An 18,133-nucleotide genomic window follows, 5' to 3' on the forward strand; every position below is an offset into this window, starting at 1 on the left:
GATGTCTTCGGACGGGAACGGCAAGCACGATGCGGCCAGTGCGTTGCTTGTGATGGTCGTGCCTTTGCGCTAGCCTAAATCAACCGTCGATGCTTTCTCGTTATATGAAAATCCTGATCGTAGAAGACCAACGCAAGCTTGGGCTGTTTCTTAAGCAGGCGTTTATCGAGCGTGCGTACACTGCCACCTGGGTTGGAAGTTGTGCGGAGGCTCGCGAAGCGCTCTGCGAGACCAGCTATGACGTGATCGTGCTGGACATCGGTTTGCCCGACGGCGACGGTCTTACCCTGCTGCGAGAGTGGCGTGGCGCCGGTTTCAATGAACCCGTACTGATCCTGAGTGCACGCGACGCCGTTGAGGACCGCATCAGCGGGCTAGACGTGGGTGCCGACGACTACCTGCCCAAACCGTTCAGTCTCGAAGAACTCCTCGCGCGACTGCGATCCCTGTTGCGACGTCAATCGGCCGTCAAGGAGACGGTCCTTCATCATCAAGGCATCAAGCTCGACCTTCTGAGCCGCACTGTTCAGTTGAACGGGCAACCGGTTGATCTGACGAGCCGAGAGTTTGCATTGCTCGAGATCTTCCTGCAGAACCCGGGGCGGATTCTAACTCGCACTCTGATCTCCGAAAAGATCTGGGAATCCCATTACGACGTGGACACGAATCTGCTCGATGTTTACATGAGTCGATTGCGTGCCAAGATTGAGACTCCGCTCGGCAAGTCGCTGTTCAAGACGGTACGCGGCGTAGGCTACCAGCTCTTATGAAATCAATCGGAGCCCGACTGGCGATCTGCTACGTGCTTGCATCGACAGTCACCTTTGCTTCCCTGTTCATGGCAGGACGCTACTTCATCGAGCGACATGCTATCCATGCGCTCGATTTGCTCAACCAGTCGGAATTCGAGCAACTGAAGTCGGGTGTCGGTCCTCTGGGCGCAACGTTTCCGAAAGACGTGCTGCTAAGGCGTGTGCACGCCCTGACCGATGACCTGAAACTCATTCATGTCGAGGTCGACTCACCAACCGGCGAGATCATTTTTCGCTCGGAAGACCTGGACGGCTATCGAATTCCAGCGCGACCGGTCGGCACGGGCTTCAACATAGTTCTCGGTGGCCTGGGGGAACTGCGGGCGGGCACATTTCTGCTGGGGCAGTACAAGGTCATCATCGCCACATCGAAGAGCCAGGTGCGAGTGGTGATGGAAGGTTATGCACGAACCTTCTATGAGTTGCTCATCGTCATGGTAGTCGTCAGCAGTGTCATCGGTTATGGGTTCGGCCGGATGGCGCTTCGCCCGCTTAGGACGATTCAGGAAACGGCCAACCGCATCCGTTCGGACAATCTCAGTGAGCGGATTCCGGTTTCGACGGCGAAGGACGAGATTTCCGATCTGGCGCGCCTGCTCAACCAGATGTTTGACCGCCTCGAGACCTCTTTCAATCAGATCCGCCGATTCACTGCCGAGGCCTCTCACGAACTCAAGACCCCGCTGACGCTGGTCCGACTGCAAGCGGAGAAGCTGTTGATGGACGGTCAGTTGTCGCCGACGCAGGAACAGTCGGTGCAGATACAGCTGAAGGAGCTTACGCACCTTAATCGCATCATCGAGGATCTACTGCTTTTGTCCCGCGCGGACGCCCATGCTTTGACGCTTGATCTCAAGCTACAGGATCCTGAACCTTTCCTGCACAGCTTCGCTGAAGACGCCCATGTGTTGGCGGAGCATCGCAATCTGCGCTTTTTCCTGACTCACCACGGTGACGGACGTGTGGCGATCGAACCCAAATGGTTGCGACATGTGCTACTCAATTTGTTGAGTAACGCGCTTTCGGCCTCGCCACCGGGAGGGCGGGTTACGTTGCGCTCTACGCTGATGGACGGTCTCTGGCACGTCAGTATCGAGGACGAGGGTCCGGGAATACCGGTCGAGCAGCGTGCACGCATTTTCGAACGCTTCGTACGCGTCAGTCGTCCTGGAGACGACAAGGGCACCGGACTCGGCCTGGCCATCTGCCGCAGCCTCGTCGAATTGCACGGCGGTCGCATTTTCGCTGAGGCCGCGCCTGCCGGCTGCGGCCTGCGGATGGTGTTCGAGATACCCGCTGCGACGTCGGCCGATGGGCCGGTGCCCCCGTCCCGGGACATTCCGATGCGTGAAGCCGATGCGACCTGAAGCGAGAGAAGGCGCGTACAAAGATGCGCCCGCTGTGCTAGCTGCGCAAGCGCTCGCGCCCCTTTCGAAGCCGAAACCGATTCATAGATCGCGCTGGTAGCCGACGTAGTACGAAAACTGATTGGTTTGATTGGCATGCGTGATACCGCGACCTGCCGAGAACAGCAGATGATCTTGCTCTGTGAAACTATATTTGCCACCCAGATTGAAGGACACCGTAGAGGGGTCGGCGCTGTTCGCTGCGCCTGAATAAAACAGCTCACCGCCGAGCTCAAGGTGCTCGTTGATCTTGCGCACGGCCGCCCAACCCGCAATCCAATAACCCTTTTCATTTCCGTGACGGTTCACAACGTAGCCACCGCCACCGAAGGTCGTCCAGTCACCGATCGATTTCTGTATCCACAACGGCAGCGTTACGTGGTTGTGACCGTCGCCGAGGCCGAGACGGTCGTTGCCGGTTGCCAGCGTCAAAGCCGGCGCGAACGCCACCTGAGGGCGGATACCGCTCTCGTCCTCTGTGATAAAGCGGTATTTGACGCCCAGATCCGCGTCGCCGAAGCCATAGTGAAAAGTGTCGCCACTCGCGTGCATGAACGACATGCCGAGGTTCACGCTGGCCTCCAGGTTCTCTGCCACACCGTAATTGACTTCCAGTGAAGGCAGCGAGCCACTATGTTCGCCTTGCCTGACTGTGCCGGTCGCACCCGCGTCAATCTCAAAATGACCTCTTTCGACAGGCTCTGCGTCATCAGTCACGAACGGTGGGTTAGCGAATGCGGTATGACACGGTATCATGATACTGCAGACGAGCATTGCAAGTGGGATATGCGGATACGTTCGTTGCCGGCGCGCACGCTGCGGCATCAAGGTTCTGTCGTGCATGTCGTGGATTGTTGGTTGGGGTCAACGGAGGAGGTCCCGTCGAGGCCGTTGGATTAGCGGAAGCGCAGGGCAGCGTTCTTTAACCCTGCGATCGCGAACGATGATTGAAGACGGAGGGGGGCGGCGCATTCAGCCACCCACGAGGTCCTTAGTGGCTGGCTTCCGTGAACTGTGGCGGGCGCCACTTGAGCAGCCTGTTCTCGAGCTGCGTGAGCAGGAATTCCGCAACCAGGGCCATGACGGCAAGCACGATCATCGCCGCGAAAACGCCGGCTGCGTTGAACGCGCCCTGAGCTGTCGAGATCAAAAGGCCAACGCCTTGTCGGGAACCGAGGAATTCACCGACCACGGCGCCGACAAGCGCAAAGCCAAAGCTTACGTGGAGGCTTGCGAGAATCCAGCTCATCGCAGCGGGCAGCACGACAGACGTGGTCACCTGGCGCTTCGTCGCGCCGAGGATGTGTGCGTTGGCGATGAGGTTACGGTCTGCTTCGCGAACACCCTGGAATGCATTGGCAAACACGACGAAGAACACCATGACGACTGCCAGCGCGACCTTCGATGCCATGCCCAGACCCAGCGCGATGATGAATACCGAACCGAGCACCACGCGCGGAATCGAATTGGCAATCTTGATGTAGAGACTGAACACGTCCGCAAGCAGCTTGTTGCGTCCGAGTGCGATCCCCGCGATGATTCCGCCGACGCCGCCAATCAGGAAACCGAGTCCCGTTTCCTCCAGCGTCACCAGGACCTGCAGCCAGAGCGGCCCCTGTGATGTGCCCTCCGTCATCCACGTCCAGATTTGGCCTGCGATCATCGACGGCATCGAGAAAAAGAACGGATCGATCCAACCGACTCGCCCAGCCAGCTCCCAGCCTCCCAGGGTCACCACCATCACCGCGATACGAAGTGCGTAAACAAGGGTCTGCCGGCGACGCAGTTTTGTCTGTGCCTCAAGTTCTACCTGGCGCAGTTCGAGCTCCTGCTCCGGCAATGCGGTCAATTGAGTATTCATGGTATTCCTCGTCAATACAGATTAACGATCAGATATGTACTTCATCACGCAGATCGCTCCAGATCTGACGGGACAGTTCAATAAAACGTGGCGAATAGCGTGCCTCCGAGACTTCGCGAGGTCTCGGCAAGTCGATGTCGTAGGAATTCTTAACTGTGGCCGGCCCAGACGTAAGCACGAAGACCTTGTCGGCGACTGCAATTGCCTCCTCTATATCGTGAGTGACGAAAACCACGGAGGCACCGTTGACACTCCACAAATGCAGCAGTTCGTCCTGCATCAGTGCACGTGTTTGCACATCGAGGGCCGAAAATGGCTCATCCATCAACAGGATCTCTGGCTCGTTGATGAAGGTTTGCGCGAGCGCGACGCGTTTGCGCATGCCGCCTGACAGTTGATGCGGATAGTGCCGTTCGAAGCGCGCGAGACCAACCCGACGAATCCAGTCCATGGCCTTGTCGTTCGCTTCATCTTTGCGCATACCACGATAGACGGGTCCAGCGGCGACGTTGTCAAGCACGTTCCTCCAGGGGAAGACGGCATCGCTCTGGAACACGAAGCCGATCCGGCGATCAATCCCGGTCACTGGTTTGCCCCAGATCCGGACAGCGCCGGCGCTGGGCCGGGCGAGGCCGGTAATAAGGCTGAGCGTGGTGGATTTGCCGCACCCGGTGGGGCCTACTACGGCGCAGAACTGACCTTTCTTCACACTCATGGTGAAGTTTTGGAGCGCCATGATCGCCTTGCCGTCGGGGCTGATGAAGCGTCGGCTCACACGCTCCAGTTCGATAGCGGGCACGTCGTCGGGAGCATACGCGGACGAAGGCCTATTCGCTGCGAGTTGGACTGACATATCTGAAACACCTCCGGTGCCAGCGTTCGTTATGTAGGTTGCGCGGCGCTGTACCGTCGTCCGTTGGGACAAAGGCGACGAGCGGCGCACTTAAAATGCCCAGAGTCAACCTCGCGACTGCGGCGTTGCGGCAACGACTAAAAGGGGTCGCGAGGTATGCAAGCCGAATCACTTTCCCGACACCGCACTGATGAACTCAGTGGTGTAAGTCTTCGAGAGATTGATACTGTGACCCTTGACGGTCGTGTCGAACGCGGAAAGCACCTTGAGAACCGTCGGCGGCCCCGATTCCGGCATACGGCCGTCAGGAATGAATGAAACTTTGCCGATAGCCAGCGCCTTGATGTAGGCGTTCCTGTCTCCGGCGTAGTAGTCGGCCGGCATCTTCGCGGCGATCTCCTCGGCACTGTGCGTCGAGATATACCGGAGGGTCTTGACAAATGCGTTGGCGAGCTTCTGTGTCGTAGCCTTATGAGTCTCTACCCAGGAAGTTTGCATGTAGAGTGAGGCAGCGGGATACATACCACCCAGCCACTTCTGGGTGCTCTCAGGTGAGCGCAGGTCGACCAGCACCTTGGCGTCCCCAGTTTTGAGCAGACGCGAGATGGTCGGCTCGGTTGTCATGCCGCCATCAATCTTGCCCTGTTGGAGTGCGACAATGAAGCTATTGCCGGCGCCGACCGCCAATGACGTCACCTCACTGGCCGGTACGCCATGCGATACCGCGAGATATTGCGTCAGGAAATTGGTCGAAGAACCGAGGCCGGTCACCCCAACGTCTTCCCACGGAAGTCGGCAGGCGACTTGACCTTGTCGGCCAGTCTTGTTGCTATCAGTTCGACCTCACCGGGCGTGTGACTGAACTGGACAACCGATTCGATAAACTTACCTTTCGACTGCATGTCGATTGTGTGATCATAGAAGCCGACCACGCCTTGAACTTGCCCAGCAATCAGCTCGTTCTCTGCGTCGACGCCAGCCGCTTCGTTGAGCAGTTCGACATCGAGTCCTTCCTCCTTGAAGTAGCCGAGTTGTTCCGCGAGTTTGGCGGGAAGGTAGATCTGCTTTTCCATGCCGCCGACCATCAGTGTGACTTTTTCATTGGCCGCGAGAACAGAGTGAGAGAGGGTTCCCACTACCAGGGCGGCAAGCGCCATGTGCAAAGCCGTTCGTTTCATACTGCCATCTCCTGAATGTTGGTTTCGTGGCGTCACGCGAATCGCGTTTGGCGGCGCCAGGTCGAATACGAGCCCGAGCGGTTGTGGGTGGCGTATCGAACAAGCTCATTTATAAAGACCGAGCTTAAAATCAGTCTGAATTGAAGATGAAAGTCTGTTTAGGGACAGACGGACGTCAGGGGAAGCAGGAAGGAGGCGGCCCTACGGACCGGGTAGAACGTCCACCCGCGGTTGGCATCGCTGCCGCGAGCGGGTGGTGGACCGATGATGCTTTACGAGCACCAGGCGGATTTGCCGTGGCGTCTATTCGAGCTTGGCAAGTTCCTGTTGCACTTCGGATGCGCGCAGGGGAAAGTAGGCCGAGTATCTGACATGTTCCTGGCCCGCGCGACTCAGGATGTACCGCAGGAACGCTTTCACCGGTTCAGAGAGCGGTTGGCTCATGCGGATATAGAGGTAGCGCGTGAGCGGGTAACGCCCGCTGGCGGAATTCTCGGCGTCGAGCGTGTAAAAGGGTTCCCCGCTTTTGGCTGCTACCGCCAGGGCCTTCAGGCCGGGTCCACCTTCTTCCAGGCCACCAAACCCAATCGCGCCAGGGTCGCGTGCGATCGCCTGAGCGGTCTGCGCGATGGAGCCTTCATGCACGGCTCGATTCCACTGACCGCCCCTTAGCACCATGATTTGCATGGACATCGCGTTGGGCGCTGCGTGGGGTGGCATGTAGACACTGATCGGACGCTCTGCCCATTCTCCGGTCAGGCCAAGTTGCCCCCATCGCACGATAGTGGGATGCTCCTTGAGGATGTTTGCCAGTTGAGGCAGGCTAATCTGCGTCAACGGATTGTTCGCAGGGACGAATATGGCCTGTGCGGTTGTCCGCTGTGGGGTATTGAAGCCACCTCGGGCAACGCGGATCTCTAACAGCGCTTGCTCATGATGGGTGGCGCCATAGGCACGTCGTTCCTCCGGCCATAGTTCACGGCCCATCGGTGCCATGTCGGTATCATCGACAAGCAGGGCGTGGAAACCGTTCAGGGTGCCGAGGTGTTCCCAGCGGTCACCTTTCTCAACTAGTGGCTGGATGTGGTGAAAGTCTTGGATCCACATGTCCATAAGCGATTTCATTCCATCGCTGCCGATGCTGTCAATCTTGCCATGCAGGCCTTTGATTTTCCGGTAGACCGGTAATGCGGGATCGAGCGGCGGCAGGAAGGCTTGCAGTTTGGCGCTTTCGCTGGCCACTTCACCGACGTCGAGGGGCCGGAACGAAGGATGATGCGCGAGGATATCCTGGCCTTCGCGACTTAGCATGAAGGCGAGAAACTCTTTGACCTTTTGTGGGAGGGGCGCCCCAGGGCGCTGGTTGACGGCGATGTACGCAGGACGACCGGATAGACTACCGACGCGAACCAGCAATGGCGATTTCATCATGTCGCCGGCGAACTGATGCGCGTAGGGCTGCAATTCGGTGAGCACTGGATCGCGCGTCAATGGCGCGATGTCGGCATTGCCAAACATCAGAGCACCGAACGCGGTTGCGTCGCTCACGTACTGCCAGTTCGCGCCACGGCGGATTCCCGGCTGGCGCGTTTTGAACGCATCGAGCCAGTCGTTCATAAGCGTTTTTATTGCGGGGTCGCCGACGCTACTGATCAGCCCTTGAACTGATTGTTCTGGCCGATAGACTGGTATTTTTGCATCAACGGCCGACGCACCTTGAGCCTTGCCGAGCGAAAGAAGCAAGCCAGCCATACACGCGCAGAGCACGAACATACGTTGCGTGGCTTTCGTGCCTGCATTCGTGCGGTTACCCGTGCGTTCACGGAAAATCAAAGCGGCCGTGTTTGTCCGACGACGGCCCGCGTCCAGGCGCGTTGGTTCCAATGTGCTGGTCTCCTCATGCTCTTTCGCGCAGTCGATTGCGGCTGCCACGATCGAATTCGTTGGATATCGAATCGCGCAGTCCGAAAACTTGAATACACACTACGGCCGAACTCTGTACGCAACGTGAACCGATCATGAAAAAGCATTAAGGAGATGCAACCAAGGATTGGGACCAAAGCGACGGGAAACCTAATACGAACGGCCCAAAGCAAGGATGCAGGGCGGGCTCCGATCGATTCTCGAAAAAGACCCGATCGTCTGGATGGCCACTTCCGTAGAGAAGTGTTCGGCCCGAAGGCACGTCACCTTCGGTGCCGGCCTATTGCTGGATTGTCGGGTGTTCTCCTGTGGCGCGTAGGATGCGTCGCTTGGAGAGCATGGGGACGCCCGCGGCCGTACTGGGCGAATTATGGGCGAATTCTGGGCGGAACTGCGCGAGAAGAGCCGCGTGCGCATCGAGCCCCCGGACCTGCCGGCCGATCTCGGTGCCGCGGCTGGCGAGCTGGTCGCAACGTTGTGGACGCGGGCGACCGCATCGGCGCAGGCGGAGCTGGACGCGCTGCGTGCGGAAGTGGAGGGCCAGCGCGCGGAAGCGGAACAGCGGGTTGCGGCCGCGCGGGGCGAACTGGAGCGCACGGAAACCGCGCTGGAGCAGCGCACGGCGGTACTGCTCGCCGCCCAGGTCGAGGTTCGGGAACTCGAGAAGGCGCAGGCGGAGGGCCACGCCGCGCGGCAGGCGCTCGACGCCGAGGTCAGCCGGCTGAAGACCGAGGCGAGGGCGCACGACCGTGAACTGGAGAAGGTGCGCGAAGGCTTCTCGCGGGATCTGGACAAGCTGCGCGAGACGGCCGAGCGGGCCGAGAAGCGCCAGCGCGCCACGGAAAAGCGCGCGCTGCTCGAGATCGACCGCGAGCGCGGTGCCGTCGCCAAGCTGCAGAAGGAAGTCGACGAGACCACGAAACGGGCCGACCGGCGCGAGGCCGAGCATCACCGTGCGGTCGAGGCGTTGCAGGCGCAGCTCGGTGACGCGCGCCATCAGGCTGGCGTGCTGCAGGGGCGGCTCGATGCCGTGCAGGTCGCGCATGCGGCGCTGCAGGACCAGGTGGCGGAACAACGCAGGGCCAACGCCGACCGTTCGAGTCCGGCCCGCGCGAAGAGCGCAATTTCACGTTCAACTGCGGCACGTCCGGCGCGCACGCCCGGGCCGGCACGCAAGGTTCCGGTTGCGTCAGCGCCATCCGGCAAGACGGCGGCGCGCCGGAAGAAGCGGGGCTAGGTATGCTGGAATCAAAACCTCGCGGGCGGCAAGTGCCGTCCGGGCGAGCCGGGCGCAAGGCGTCGGCATGCCCACCGATCGGCGCGCTGATGCGCTATGGCGAGCGGATCGTTCGAGTGATCGCCGAAGCGAGCGGCCAGCGCGTGATCATCGAGTCAGTCAAGGAGGACGGCCGCGCTTGCCTGAATCGCTCATGTATTCCTTCGGTCGATGCGGGATTGGCGCCCTGAGACGCGACGTACGTCGCTTCAATCGCATCCGACATGCCAGCGAGATGGGCCCTTCACTCCTCCGCACTCGCACCGGTCAACGCGCGAACACGGCTTTCATCGGCGGCGAGGTCGCGTGAACTGCCTGTATAGACGATGCCGCCATCGTCGAGCACATATGCATGATCGGCAATCTCAAGCCCCATGCGCGCGTTCTGCTCGACAAGCAGAACCGAAATCCCTTCGTCGCGCATCTGCGACACAACGCGAAACACCTCGCGTACGATCAGTGGCGCCAAACCCTGAGAGGGTTCATCGAGAATCAGCAGCCGGGGATTGAGCAGCAGGGCGCGGGCAATCGACAGCATCTCCTGTTCGCCGCCGGAAAGCTGACGTCCGCGGCTCTCCTTGCGTTCGGCAAGCCGTGGAAACAGCTCGTAAATTCGCGCGATCGTCCAAGGTCCGCTGCGCACAAGCGGCACTCGCAGATTTTCTTCGACACTGAGATTGGCGAAGATTCTGCGTCCTTCGGGAACATAGCCCACGCCGTTCGCGGCGATCCGGAACGTCGGCCAGCGCGTAGTATCTGCGCCGAAGATCGTCACGCGCCCCCGGCGTGCGGGTGTCAGACCCATTAGGGTGCGCAGCGTCGTGGTCTTACCCGCGCCGTTGCGACCAAGCAATGCTGTGATCCGACCTTCCTCGACCGCAAGGCTGACGCCGTGCAGGATGTGGCTCTTGCCATAGTAGGTGTGAAGTTCCTCGGCGATGAGCGCTGCGTTCATGTCACATCACCCAGGTACGCCGCCTGCACGGCCTCGTTCGCCGCGATCTCCGCGGGCGCCCCCTCGGCGAGAAGCGTGCCCCGGTCGAGCACCGTGATTCGGTCGGCCAGATGGAACACCACGCGCATGTCGTGCTCGATCAGCACGATTGTGAGTTTGCCGCCGCAGCGCAGACGGCGAATGAGCTGCGTAATCTCGTTGGTCTCCTCGTCGCCCATGCCGGCAGTGGGTTCGTCTAGCAGCAGAAGACGAGGCCGCAGGGCCAGCGCCATTGCGATTTCTGCAACGCGCTGGTCGCCGTGCGAGAGCTCGCCGGTCAGCCGGTCGCTTTTTACGGCTAGTCCAGTGAGTTCCAGCGCTTCTTGGACACGCTCGCGCACCCGTGCTTTTTCGGTGCGGCCGACCCAGGGCCGCAAGCGGAATCCAGCCGTAACCTCCGCGCTGATGCGTACGTTTTCGAACACCGTGAGTGCAGGAAAGATCTCAGTAATCTGGAACGTGCGGGCGATACCCGTCGCGACGCGACGATGCGCCGGGACGGCCGTGATGTCCTGCCCGTCGAATACGATCGTTCCCGTCGTCGGCGGGAAAAAGCCGCTGATGAGATTGAAGAAGGTGGTCTTGCCGGCGCCGTTCGGTCCAATGATGGCGCGCAACTCGCCTTCGTCGACGGCGAGGGAGACGTCGCGTACCGCAGCGAGTCTGCCGAAGCGCTTGCTCACCTGCGCGATGTCGAGAAGGCTCATGAATCGCTCCTACGCCGGATAAAGCCGAGCAGGCCCCGCGGGAAGAACAGCACGATCGCGATGAACAACATGCCGATGAACGACATCCAGTTGACCGTGATACTCGACAGGTAGTCCTGCAACACGACGAATACCGCCGCGCCGAGGAGCGGTCCCCACAGGCTGCGCATGCCGCCCATTACCGCCATCATCACGAAGTCGCCAGACTGGCTGAAATGAAGCCCGCGCGGATCGGCGAAATTGTTCAGAAGGGCATAGAGCGCACCGGCAAACGCCATGAAAAGGCAGGAGAGCGTGAAAGCGATCCAGATATGGAAGTCGACGGGAATGCCGAGAAAGCGCGCGCGCCGTTCATTTTCGCGGATTGCGATCAGCGTGCGCCCGAACGGCGAGCGCAGGATGAAACCCATCAGACCAACGGCCAGAGCGAGGCAAAACAGGACAAAGTAATAGAACGCATCGGCATTCGACAGGATGTCGATGGTCGCGATGCCGAGGTGAAGCGGTACGCGCGTGAACCCGCGCAAGCCGTCGTCGCCGCCCGTCAACGAACTCCACTGGAATGCGATGTAGTAGAAGACCTGTCCGAAGGCGATGGTGACCATCGCGAAGTACACGCCTCGCCGCCTTACGCAAAGCGCACCGAGCAGCGCACCGGCGATCCCGCCGAGCAGCGTTCCGCATAGAAGAGCGAGCGGCGTGCTCGGCGCAAGGAATTTCAGCGCGAGGCCAGCGCCATACGCGCCCAGTCCGAAATACGCGGCGTGTCCGAAGGACAACACGCCGGTGAAGCCGAGCAGAAAGTTCACCGACATCGCGGCGAGACCCAGCACGAGCACCCGTGTGCCGAGCGCGGTATAGCCGCCGAGCGACGGCATCCAGTACGGGGCCAGCAGCAACACAGCCCAAATCGCCGCGAGCGTCAGAAGCCTGTGGTGCCTCGCCAGTCGCGCTTCGCTCATGTCAGCATACCCTCCTCGCCAAGCAGGCCGTGTGGGCGCAGCAGCAGCACTACGGCCATCAGCACGTAGATGATCGCTTCGCTTGCTGCGGGCAGGAACACGGCAGTGATGCCGGAGGCGACGCCGATCAGCAAGCCGCCGAGCAGCGTGCCAGTGAGGCTGCCAACTCCGCCGACAATGATCGCAATGAAGCTCGGCATCAGGAGCCCCGTTCCCATCGTCGGCTCCAGACCAAGCTGGCCGGCGGCGAGCACCCCGCTCAGACCGGCGAGAAAGGCGCCGACGGCGAAATTGAACGAACGCAGTCTGCCCACGTTGATGCCGAGGGCCGCCACGGTTTCGAGGTCGAGGGTGCCGGCGCGGATACGGATGCCGAGCCGACTATAGCGCAGCAGGATGAAAAGCAGCGCCACCGTCACCGCCACCGTGGCGACCATGAAGAGGCGATAGCCGGTGATGAAGAAGAACGTGTTGCTCAGAGGCTGGGCTAGCACGGATGGAACCGTCACCGGCTTGCCTTGCGCGCCCCAGATGAAACGGGTGCCGTCCTCGAAGATGAAGGCAAGACCGAACGTCAGGAGCAGGCTGTAGAGCGGGTCGCGCCCGTAGACTCGCCGGACGAGCACCCGTTCGAGGACGAAGCCGATCAGCGCAGTGCATGGCGGTGCGATCAGCAGTGCGCCCCAGAAACCTACGTAGGGCGTGATCGTATAGGCAACGTAGCCGCCGGCGACAAGGAAGCCGCCGTGAGCGAAGTTGATGACATTGCTCAAGTTGAGAATGAGCGATAACCCGAGGGCCATCAGCACGTAAAACGCGCCGATGATCAGCCCGTTAGTGACATTGAAGAGCAGCAGTTGAGTCATCGCCGACCATTCTTGTTATGGCTGCCGCGCCGCCCGTGCTTCCCTCAGCGGTCGGTGCCGGTGTTCGAACACATACGGTCCACATACGTCCCCCTTATGCGATCAGAACGGCGCCCGGCGATCCTGCCCGGGCGTTTGCGCTATCAGGCGGGCCACTGCAGCTTGCAGCCGGTTTCGCTCTCGGGAGGTGCGGTCTTGTCACCCTCGACGACGCGATCTACGCGGAACAGGTTTTCCGGGTCGCCGGCCGGCTGGGATAACGCTTCGCCCACGAACGACGACGTCATCAGCTGGTGATCCCCCTTGCGGTAGTAGCACTTGTTCGGCTGCAGCTTGACGTCGTCTGCCAGTTCGAAGCCGCCAAGCGCTTCGGCGAGCTTCCTGGCGTCGAGCGTCTTTTCCTTGTTGGCGATGGCGGCAAGGGTATGCACCGATGTATAGCCGAACCAGTGACGCGCGGTGGGAACCTTGCCGCCGTTCACCTTACGGATGTCGGCAACGAACTTTTCGACTCCCGGCACACCAGGCTGCTTCCAGTACCACTCGAACATCCAGATGCCGACGCGCGCCTCCGGCGGCATCGCCTCGAGCGACTCGAGCTCCTGCTGCAGCCCGGCAACGTGAATATTCTTGCCGATGCCGAACTGTGCAATCTGCTTCAGGCAGTTGACCATGTCGGAGCCTTGCGGGAGCACAAGCAGGACGTCGGGATTCGCCGCTCGCGCCTTGATGAGATAGGCGGAGAAGTCTGTCGTGCCGAGTGGGGTAAGCTCGTTGCCGGTCATCGTGCCACCGAGCTTCTGCAGATCGGCGGCCGCGGCTTTCTGCAGCGTGTGGCCGAACGCGTAGTCCGGTGTGATGAAATGCCACTTCTTGCCGTACTTGGTGAACAGCAGGTTCGCCACGGCGTTGGCCTCCATGCTGGTCGTGTTGCAGACGCGATAGACGTTCCACTTGCAGTCGACGCCTGTGATCGTATCGGTGTGGCCGCCCGAAACGATGTGCAGCACCTTCTTCTCATTGCTGACCTGGGAAATGGCCTGGGCGATACCTGAGTTCACGTCGCCGATGAGGAACGTGACCTGATCGCGTTCGATCAGCTTGCGCGCCTTCTGCACGCCGGTGCCGACGTCATTTGCCGAGTCTTCAACCAGGAGTTCGATGGGCCGTCCCAGAACGCCGCCCTTGGCATTGATCTGCTGAACGGCAAGCCTCGCGCCCGTCACTTCATTCTGTGCAACTGCAGCATAAACGCCCGTCAACGGATCGACCATACCGATTCGCAGTGGAGCCTCGCCGCGTGCCTTGATGATGAAGGGTGGCGCCAACTGCAGTGCTGCTGCCGCAGCAGTCGCCTTGAGTACGGTGCGCCGACTGAAAGAAGGGATACGGCTTGGTGTTGTCATAGGGTTCTCCCTTACCGTCATGTCGAATCCTTCGAACCTCTGAGCGGTTGGTCTGCGCGTGCGAAACACGCCCATTTCGATCTTGAACGCGTTCAAGGGAATCCACAAGACCCCATTTTCCCGCTGACAGACACGCGACAGCGCGTAGCTCATCAACAGGCTTTGTCCGGACAGCGGCAAACAGGCTAGGCGACTTCTAATTCTGTTAGTAATGCCATATATAGCGGTTGGAGGATTACGCTTTGCGCGAGCATCCGATGCCGGAAAACGGGACGCGTGTACAACGAATTTCTTAAGACATGGAGCCCCACATCGGCCCAGCGTTTAACCGGCGCGCGGACAGTCCATGAATTTCTTCATGCTTGCTCTCAAGTGGTTGCGGGTTTCACTCGAGCGTAAGCGGGATGTGAAGGAGCGATGCAGCGTGGGCGTGCAGGAGCGGTTCGAGAGTTGTGAAAAGATCGATCGTTATGTCATTTTTAACGATGGTTTATCAGAATTGCAGATGACGTTGACGTGACGCTTTATGGCGCGGTGCGCCATCGCCATGGTGTTCGCACCAGCGTTGAGCGTCAGCGGTACCTGAACGCTCCGACAAGTCGTTCTGGGTTACTTTGCTTGGCTTACCATCATCCGTTTCGCAGCCACAGCCATGGCTCGTCACAGTGCATCTCCGAAGCTGTTTCGCGTTCGTTGATAAAGCTGGTCATCGGACCAGTCCGACGTCAGCGTTGTACTTGAAGTGGCGCTGTCCTCGTTGATTGCTGGAGCGGACAGCATGCGAGCCAAACGTCGGCTGGCCGGACGTCGAAGCCGGTGATTTTGAGCTAGCGGTTCGGACTTGACATCAGTAAAGTTGACGGAAATTTGACTTAAAACCGTAGGTATCCAACCGGTCATCCACGTTGGAGGACTCTCGCCGTGGTCTGAAACGGCAAGCGGTCCTGCTGGACGAACGCAACGTGCCTGACTTCCAGGCCCTGCAAAACGCGTTCGATGCCGGTCGCTGGCAGGACATCATGTTGTTCCTGTTCGACAGGCCGTGCCTGAATAGTTATGACTCGCCCGAGGTACCGCTCGTGCAGCGCCAGCGATAGCCTCCGGTTCCCGTCCGAAGCCTTTACATCGAGGCAAGGCATTTCGGACGCACTGCGGGAGCGAGTCGCGACGGTCACGCGGGATTCTTCAAGCAGTTTGCGCCGGAAGAACAGTTCGTTTCCAGACATCCAGCGCGACCGGTCGAACACCTCGACAGGTCTGTTCTTCTCATGGAGGACGTAAAAGTGTTCCCGTTTGGGCAAGACGCTGCGGGATTTCATATTTCGATGGGACGGCGTGGGCAAAAGGCTGGTCGCCCTCCGCCACCAGGCGTTCCGTCGCAATCACAACCATCTGACATCAGCAATGACGGTCAGTCATTATGACGCATCCATTCTCGGCGCGGATGCGTATCCAGCCAACGGGAAAAGGCTGTTCACTATGTTCTCGCCCGTAGCGGATGGCAGCCTCCCATGAGATGGGAATCCTCCTTATATTTTAGGTATCCTGAGGCAAAGTGTGAGTCGTACTCACACGACGACCATCGTTCGGCGCCAACCCTTTTCCGTAGCTTTTGCGGTGACATCGCATCGCCCGATGTCGCCACCCGGCGCCCGCAAAGCGTCGTTTGCCCGGGCGAACCGGGCCACGCATCATTAGGACAGGTGGCGTCCGATCGCCGGACCGTCGATGCAACGAACAGCACGGTCCATGCAAAGTCCGACACTTAACGCCGATTGAGCATAACAGCGCTACACTCGAAGCAAGGAAATCCCGGAGCAGAATCATGGCCGACGCTACCCCTCAAAACACTTTTCGCGGTCTTCCGTTAACTGCGGAGCAGGACGCAGAAGTCAGGCACTACATAAAGAAAAAAATGCAGCAGGGCGTGCCGTGGGACACGCCGGAGCTGGAGGCGATGCTGCACGACATATTGGAGCCTCCGGGAAGCGAAGACGATGGACTCGACGAGACCATCGACGATACCAGGGCAGCCACGGAGCGCGCAGCAGCGTCAGTTGAGGAGACCATGGAGCCTATCGAGGCAAGCGAGGAGCGGAATGCCGCCATGGAAACTGAGGCCATGAAGGGGCACAGACAGTGAGTCATGGACGGCGCGCACAACTGCGTCGAAATTCACCTGGCGCGCTCCGAACGTGGCATGAGCCGGTCTTAAACTCAGAAATTGCATCGATCGCAGCACTGCGGCAGCGTTGACCGAGCCCTAACCACTGAGAACAAAGCCGGCTGCGTACTTTACTGTAAATTGTTTTGGAAACAAGGCACGGTAGCTCCCGGGAAGTGAAGACGCCGGTGATCCGGAAATATCGTGAGTTTGCTCGAACCAATGGGACGTGTATGAGTTGCGCCTTCGTGGATCGAACCCATGTGCACGCTGACGGGCCATCGTTGACGCGGCCAACGCCGAATATGTGCTTTGGGCGAGGCCGACATCTCAGTGCCCTTCAAAGGCGTCGAAGCATCAACCTGTAATTAGGAATACAATTCAACAACGGATAGTAATACAGACTATGTGACAGCGCTGTTGCTGTTGATCGGTCGCACGTTGCGTCCGTCTCATGCCGCATTCTGAAGCGCTGCGTCACGCTGGCCTTGTTTCTTCATACAGCATGATCCGGGCCTCACGCTCGGCCTTGCGCGAGAGCTAGTTCGGATATTCCTGCGCCCAGACATCGCGAACGTCGGTGCCCTTCACGGCCGATGGCGTGGATACGCAGCGCTTGCGCATTCCCCGGGCTATCTGGACCAGTACTTCGGAGTGGCGCTCGCCCGGAACTCCGCCCGGTCGTCGACTGGAACGGCCGTTTGCAGCTGACGCACGACGAGCCCCGGGTCATATCGGAACAGGGGTGCGACTATGACCTACACTAGAAAGACGTCTTTCGCCGCTCAGGTGCGGCTTTGAAGCAATCCAGGGTTGCTAGCGGCCCATTGAAGCCGGCGAATGGATACCACGGGCAACACGCCGTTCTCTGCTGCCTGAATTGATCTGGAACTGATGGTCCAGATAGGGGGCATCATGTTGCAAGCCAGAGAAATCAAATATCGTTTTACTCACCTGTGGGACATCATGTTGCACGCCAGTGAAACCAAAAAGCGCTTTACTCACCTGCAACAAACCGTCAGCGACGCATCACGGGCCTGTCACGCTGATGCGACGGTTCCAAAGGACTTGATGGAATGGGTGGATGAACTGGATAAGGAGTGCAAGTCGGCAAAGAAGGTCATGTCGTCCAGGGATCAAGATCGTATCCGGCTGTGGGTCGACGATCTTGAACGCATCGGTGATCGAGTAGAGCAGGCGTCCCAAAAGGCCGGCGGTCTCAATGACCGGGTCAGGGATGCTGTCAGCTCGATGCATTCAGAACTCTCCGATCTGAAGCGACAAGTGCAATGACCTGTCCGACAGCCCCGGTCCAATACACAGTCGAACACACCGTGGCTGTTTGCTGGCGAGTGCTGCCATTTGCGAGGATCAACGGGCTCGCCTGAATACCGGATGCGCCTTGGCATGAGGCTCAATCTTCATGATCCCTGGCTGCAGATTGACCGCGTGAACGTCGTTTCATCATGAGTTGAAGCGGCACGGGCAGCAGCAGAAGCACGAGCGGCAGCAGCGCGTGTTGCTTGACGCTGTCCACGGCAATGGTCGTGAATATCTGGATTCCATCGACGAACACATTCATTTGAGAGTCCTGCCGTCGTACTGTCACGAACTCGATCCGTCGAGGACCTGTGGGCATGGCTCAAGTGCACTGAGCGACATCAGTAGCATAACGACGCAGCAAGAATGCCCACGCGCAGTGATGTCTTTCCCCCTCTGCGAATA

At 59.6% G+C, this 18,133-nt stretch carries 17 protein-coding genes and 2 pseudogenes; 7 read left to right on the top strand and 12 right to left on the bottom strand.

Going from position 1 to position 18,133, the window contains the following annotated elements; translation table 11 throughout:
* The first annotated feature begins 104 nt into the window (after window positions 1-104).
* Together H1204_RS48140 and H1204_RS48145 are read left to right on the top strand one after the other, a co-directional pair.
* Window positions 105-770, top strand: coding sequence for a response regulator transcription factor (locus tag H1204_RS48140; RefSeq protein WP_180736842.1), 666 nt, complete (start codon window positions 105-107; stop codon window positions 768-770).
* On the top strand, window positions 767-2,179 hold the full coding sequence (locus H1204_RS48145; RefSeq protein ID WP_180736843.1) for an ATP-binding protein: 1,413 nt from the start codon (window positions 767-769) through the stop codon (window positions 2,177-2,179). The genes H1204_RS48140 and H1204_RS48145 overlap by 4 nt, the downstream gene beginning before the upstream one ends.
* Window positions 2,180-2,260: 81 nt before the next feature.
* On the opposite strand, the gene H1204_RS48150 is transcribed toward H1204_RS48145, so the two are convergent.
* From H1204_RS48150 to H1204_RS48170, 5 genes and pseudogenes are all read right to left on the bottom strand, one after another.
* On the bottom strand, window positions 2,261-3,061 hold the full coding sequence (locus H1204_RS48150; RefSeq protein ID WP_180736844.1) for a transporter: 801 nt from the start codon (window positions 3,059-3,061) through the stop codon (window positions 2,261-2,263).
* Window positions 3,062-3,209: 148 nt separating this feature from the next.
* Window positions 3,210-4,079, bottom strand: coding sequence for an ABC transporter permease (locus H1204_RS48155; protein WP_180736845.1), 870 nt, complete (start codon window positions 4,077-4,079; stop codon window positions 3,210-3,212).
* 28 nt (window positions 4,080-4,107) lie between these two features.
* A complete protein-coding gene (locus H1204_RS48160; RefSeq protein ID WP_180736846.1) occupies window positions 4,108-4,932 on the bottom strand; it encodes an ABC transporter ATP-binding protein in 825 nt (274 codons plus the stop codon).
* A 168-nt stretch (window positions 4,933-5,100) separates the two neighbouring features.
* Window positions 5,101-6,089: pseudogene (locus H1204_RS48165) on the bottom strand (ABC transporter substrate-binding protein).
* A 324-nt stretch (window positions 6,090-6,413) separates the two neighbouring features.
* Window positions 6,414-8,042 (bottom strand): substrate-binding domain-containing protein, encoded by a 1,629-nt coding sequence (locus H1204_RS48170; protein ID WP_243469207.1) that lies wholly within the window; start codon window positions 8,040-8,042, stop codon window positions 6,414-6,416.
* Window positions 8,043-8,329: 287 nt separating this feature from the next.
* Between H1204_RS48170 and H1204_RS48175 the strand changes: the two are divergent.
* Both H1204_RS48175 and H1204_RS48180 read left to right on the top strand, forming a co-directional pair.
* Window positions 8,330-9,270, top strand: a pseudogene (locus H1204_RS48175) (DNA-binding protein); the annotation flags it as partial.
* A 2-nt stretch (window positions 9,271-9,272) separates the two neighbouring features.
* Window positions 9,273-9,500, top strand: a complete 228-nt coding sequence (locus H1204_RS48180) for a hypothetical protein (RefSeq protein ID WP_180736369.1) — start codon at window positions 9,273-9,275, stop codon at window positions 9,498-9,500.
* 53 nt (window positions 9,501-9,553) lie between these two features.
* On the opposite strand, the gene H1204_RS48185 is transcribed toward H1204_RS48180, so the two are convergent.
* The 5 genes from H1204_RS48185 to H1204_RS48205 all read right to left on the bottom strand — a co-directional run bounded on the left by H1204_RS48185 (window position 9,554) and on the right by H1204_RS48205 (window position 14,244).
* A complete protein-coding gene (locus H1204_RS48185) occupies window positions 9,554-10,264 on the bottom strand; it encodes an ABC transporter ATP-binding protein (protein ID WP_180736848.1) in 711 nt (236 codons plus the stop codon).
* Complete coding sequence (locus tag H1204_RS48190; RefSeq protein ID WP_180736849.1) at window positions 10,261-11,010, bottom strand: ABC transporter ATP-binding protein; 750 nt, start codon at window positions 11,008-11,010, stop codon at window positions 10,261-10,263. Before H1204_RS48190 ends, H1204_RS48185 begins: the two co-directional genes overlap by 4 nt.
* A complete protein-coding gene (locus tag H1204_RS48195) occupies window positions 11,007-11,972 on the bottom strand; it encodes a branched-chain amino acid ABC transporter permease (protein ID WP_180736850.1) in 966 nt (321 codons plus the stop codon). The genes H1204_RS48190 and H1204_RS48195 overlap by 4 nt, the downstream gene beginning before the upstream one ends.
* The gene (locus tag H1204_RS48200; RefSeq protein ID WP_180736851.1) at window positions 11,969-12,838 is read right to left on the bottom strand and encodes a branched-chain amino acid ABC transporter permease; all 870 of its coding nucleotides are present in this window, start codon (window positions 12,836-12,838) and stop codon (window positions 11,969-11,971) included. Before H1204_RS48200 ends, H1204_RS48195 begins: the two co-directional genes overlap by 4 nt.
* 143 nt (window positions 12,839-12,981) lie before the next feature.
* The gene (locus H1204_RS48205) at window positions 12,982-14,244 is read right to left on the bottom strand and encodes an ABC transporter substrate-binding protein (protein ID WP_180736970.1); all 1,263 of its coding nucleotides are present in this window, start codon (window positions 14,242-14,244) and stop codon (window positions 12,982-12,984) included.
* A gap of 346 nt (window positions 14,245-14,590) precedes the next feature.
* Between H1204_RS48205 and H1204_RS48210 the strand changes: the two genes are divergently transcribed.
* The gene (locus H1204_RS48210; RefSeq protein WP_180736852.1) at window positions 14,591-14,764 is read left to right on the top strand and encodes a hypothetical protein; all 174 of its coding nucleotides are present in this window, start codon (window positions 14,591-14,593) and stop codon (window positions 14,762-14,764) included.
* 376 nt (window positions 14,765-15,140) lie between these two features.
* Here the strand turns inward: H1204_RS48210 and H1204_RS53185 are convergent, their stop codons facing one another.
* Window positions 15,141-15,563, bottom strand: coding sequence for a hypothetical protein (locus tag H1204_RS53185; RefSeq protein ID WP_180736853.1), 423 nt, complete (start codon window positions 15,561-15,563; stop codon window positions 15,141-15,143).
* A gap of 506 nt (window positions 15,564-16,069) precedes the next feature.
* Between H1204_RS53185 and H1204_RS48220 the strand changes: the two genes are divergently transcribed.
* Window positions 16,070-16,387, top strand: a complete 318-nt coding sequence (locus tag H1204_RS48220; RefSeq protein WP_180736854.1) for a hypothetical protein — start codon at window positions 16,070-16,072, stop codon at window positions 16,385-16,387.
* A 987-nt stretch (window positions 16,388-17,374) separates the two neighbouring features.
* Window positions 17,375-17,701: a hypothetical protein gene (locus H1204_RS48225; RefSeq protein WP_180736971.1), complete on the top strand. Its 327-nt coding sequence runs from the start codon at window positions 17,375-17,377 to the stop codon at window positions 17,699-17,701.
* A gap of 121 nt (window positions 17,702-17,822) precedes the next feature.
* Here the strand turns inward: H1204_RS48225 and H1204_RS48230 are convergent, their stop codons facing one another.
* Window positions 17,823-17,990, bottom strand: a complete 168-nt coding sequence (locus H1204_RS48230) for a hypothetical protein (RefSeq protein WP_180736855.1) — start codon at window positions 17,988-17,990, stop codon at window positions 17,823-17,825.
* Window positions 17,991-18,133 lie beyond the last annotated feature (143 nt).

The sequence above is a fragment of the Paraburkholderia sp. PGU19 genome (genome assembly GCF_013426915.1).
Classification (GTDB): Bacteria; Pseudomonadota; Gammaproteobacteria; order Burkholderiales; family Burkholderiaceae; genus Paraburkholderia.

Coding starts and splice junctions, on each gene's coding strand:
- H1204_RS48140 (WP_180736842.1), top strand. CDS start 105: ATGAAAATCCTGATCGTAGAAGACCAACGCAAGCTTGGGCTGTTTCTT.
- H1204_RS48145 (WP_180736843.1), top strand. CDS start 767: ATGAAATCAATCGGAGCCCGACTGGCGATCTGCTACGTGCTTGCATCG.
- H1204_RS48150 (WP_180736844.1), bottom strand. CDS start 3,061: ATGCACGACAGAACCTTGATGCCGCAGCGTGCGCGCCGGCAACGAACG.
- H1204_RS48155 (WP_180736845.1), bottom strand. CDS start 4,079: ATGAATACTCAATTGACCGCATTGCCGGAGCAGGAGCTCGAACTGCGC.
- H1204_RS48160 (WP_180736846.1), bottom strand. CDS start 4,932: ATGTCAGTCCAACTCGCAGCGAATAGGCCTTCGTCCGCGTATGCTCCC.
- H1204_RS48180 (WP_180736369.1), top strand. CDS start 9,273: ATGCTGGAATCAAAACCTCGCGGGCGGCAAGTGCCGTCCGGGCGAGCC.
- H1204_RS48185 (WP_180736848.1), bottom strand. CDS start 10,264: ATGAACGCAGCGCTCATCGCCGAGGAACTTCACACCTACTATGGCAAG.
- H1204_RS48190 (WP_180736849.1), bottom strand. CDS start 11,010: ATGAGCCTTCTCGACATCGCGCAGGTGAGCAAGCGCTTCGGCAGACTC.
- H1204_RS48195 (WP_180736850.1), bottom strand. CDS start 11,972: ATGAGCGAAGCGCGACTGGCGAGGCACCACAGGCTTCTGACGCTCGCG.
- H1204_RS48200 (WP_180736851.1), bottom strand. CDS start 12,838: ATGACTCAACTGCTGCTCTTCAATGTCACTAACGGGCTGATCATCGGC.
- H1204_RS48205 (WP_180736970.1), bottom strand. CDS start 14,244: ATGACAACACCAAGCCGTATCCCTTCTTTCAGTCGGCGCACCGTACTC.
- H1204_RS48210 (WP_180736852.1), top strand. CDS start 14,591: ATGAATTTCTTCATGCTTGCTCTCAAGTGGTTGCGGGTTTCACTCGAG.
- H1204_RS53185 (WP_180736853.1), bottom strand. CDS start 15,563: ATGAAATCCCGCAGCGTCTTGCCCAAACGGGAACACTTTTACGTCCTC.
- H1204_RS48220 (WP_180736854.1), top strand. CDS start 16,070: ATGGCCGACGCTACCCCTCAAAACACTTTTCGCGGTCTTCCGTTAACT.
- H1204_RS48225 (WP_180736971.1), top strand. CDS start 17,375: ATGTTGCACGCCAGTGAAACCAAAAAGCGCTTTACTCACCTGCAACAA.
- H1204_RS48230 (WP_180736855.1), bottom strand. CDS start 17,990: ATGAATGTGTTCGTCGATGGAATCCAGATATTCACGACCATTGCCGTG.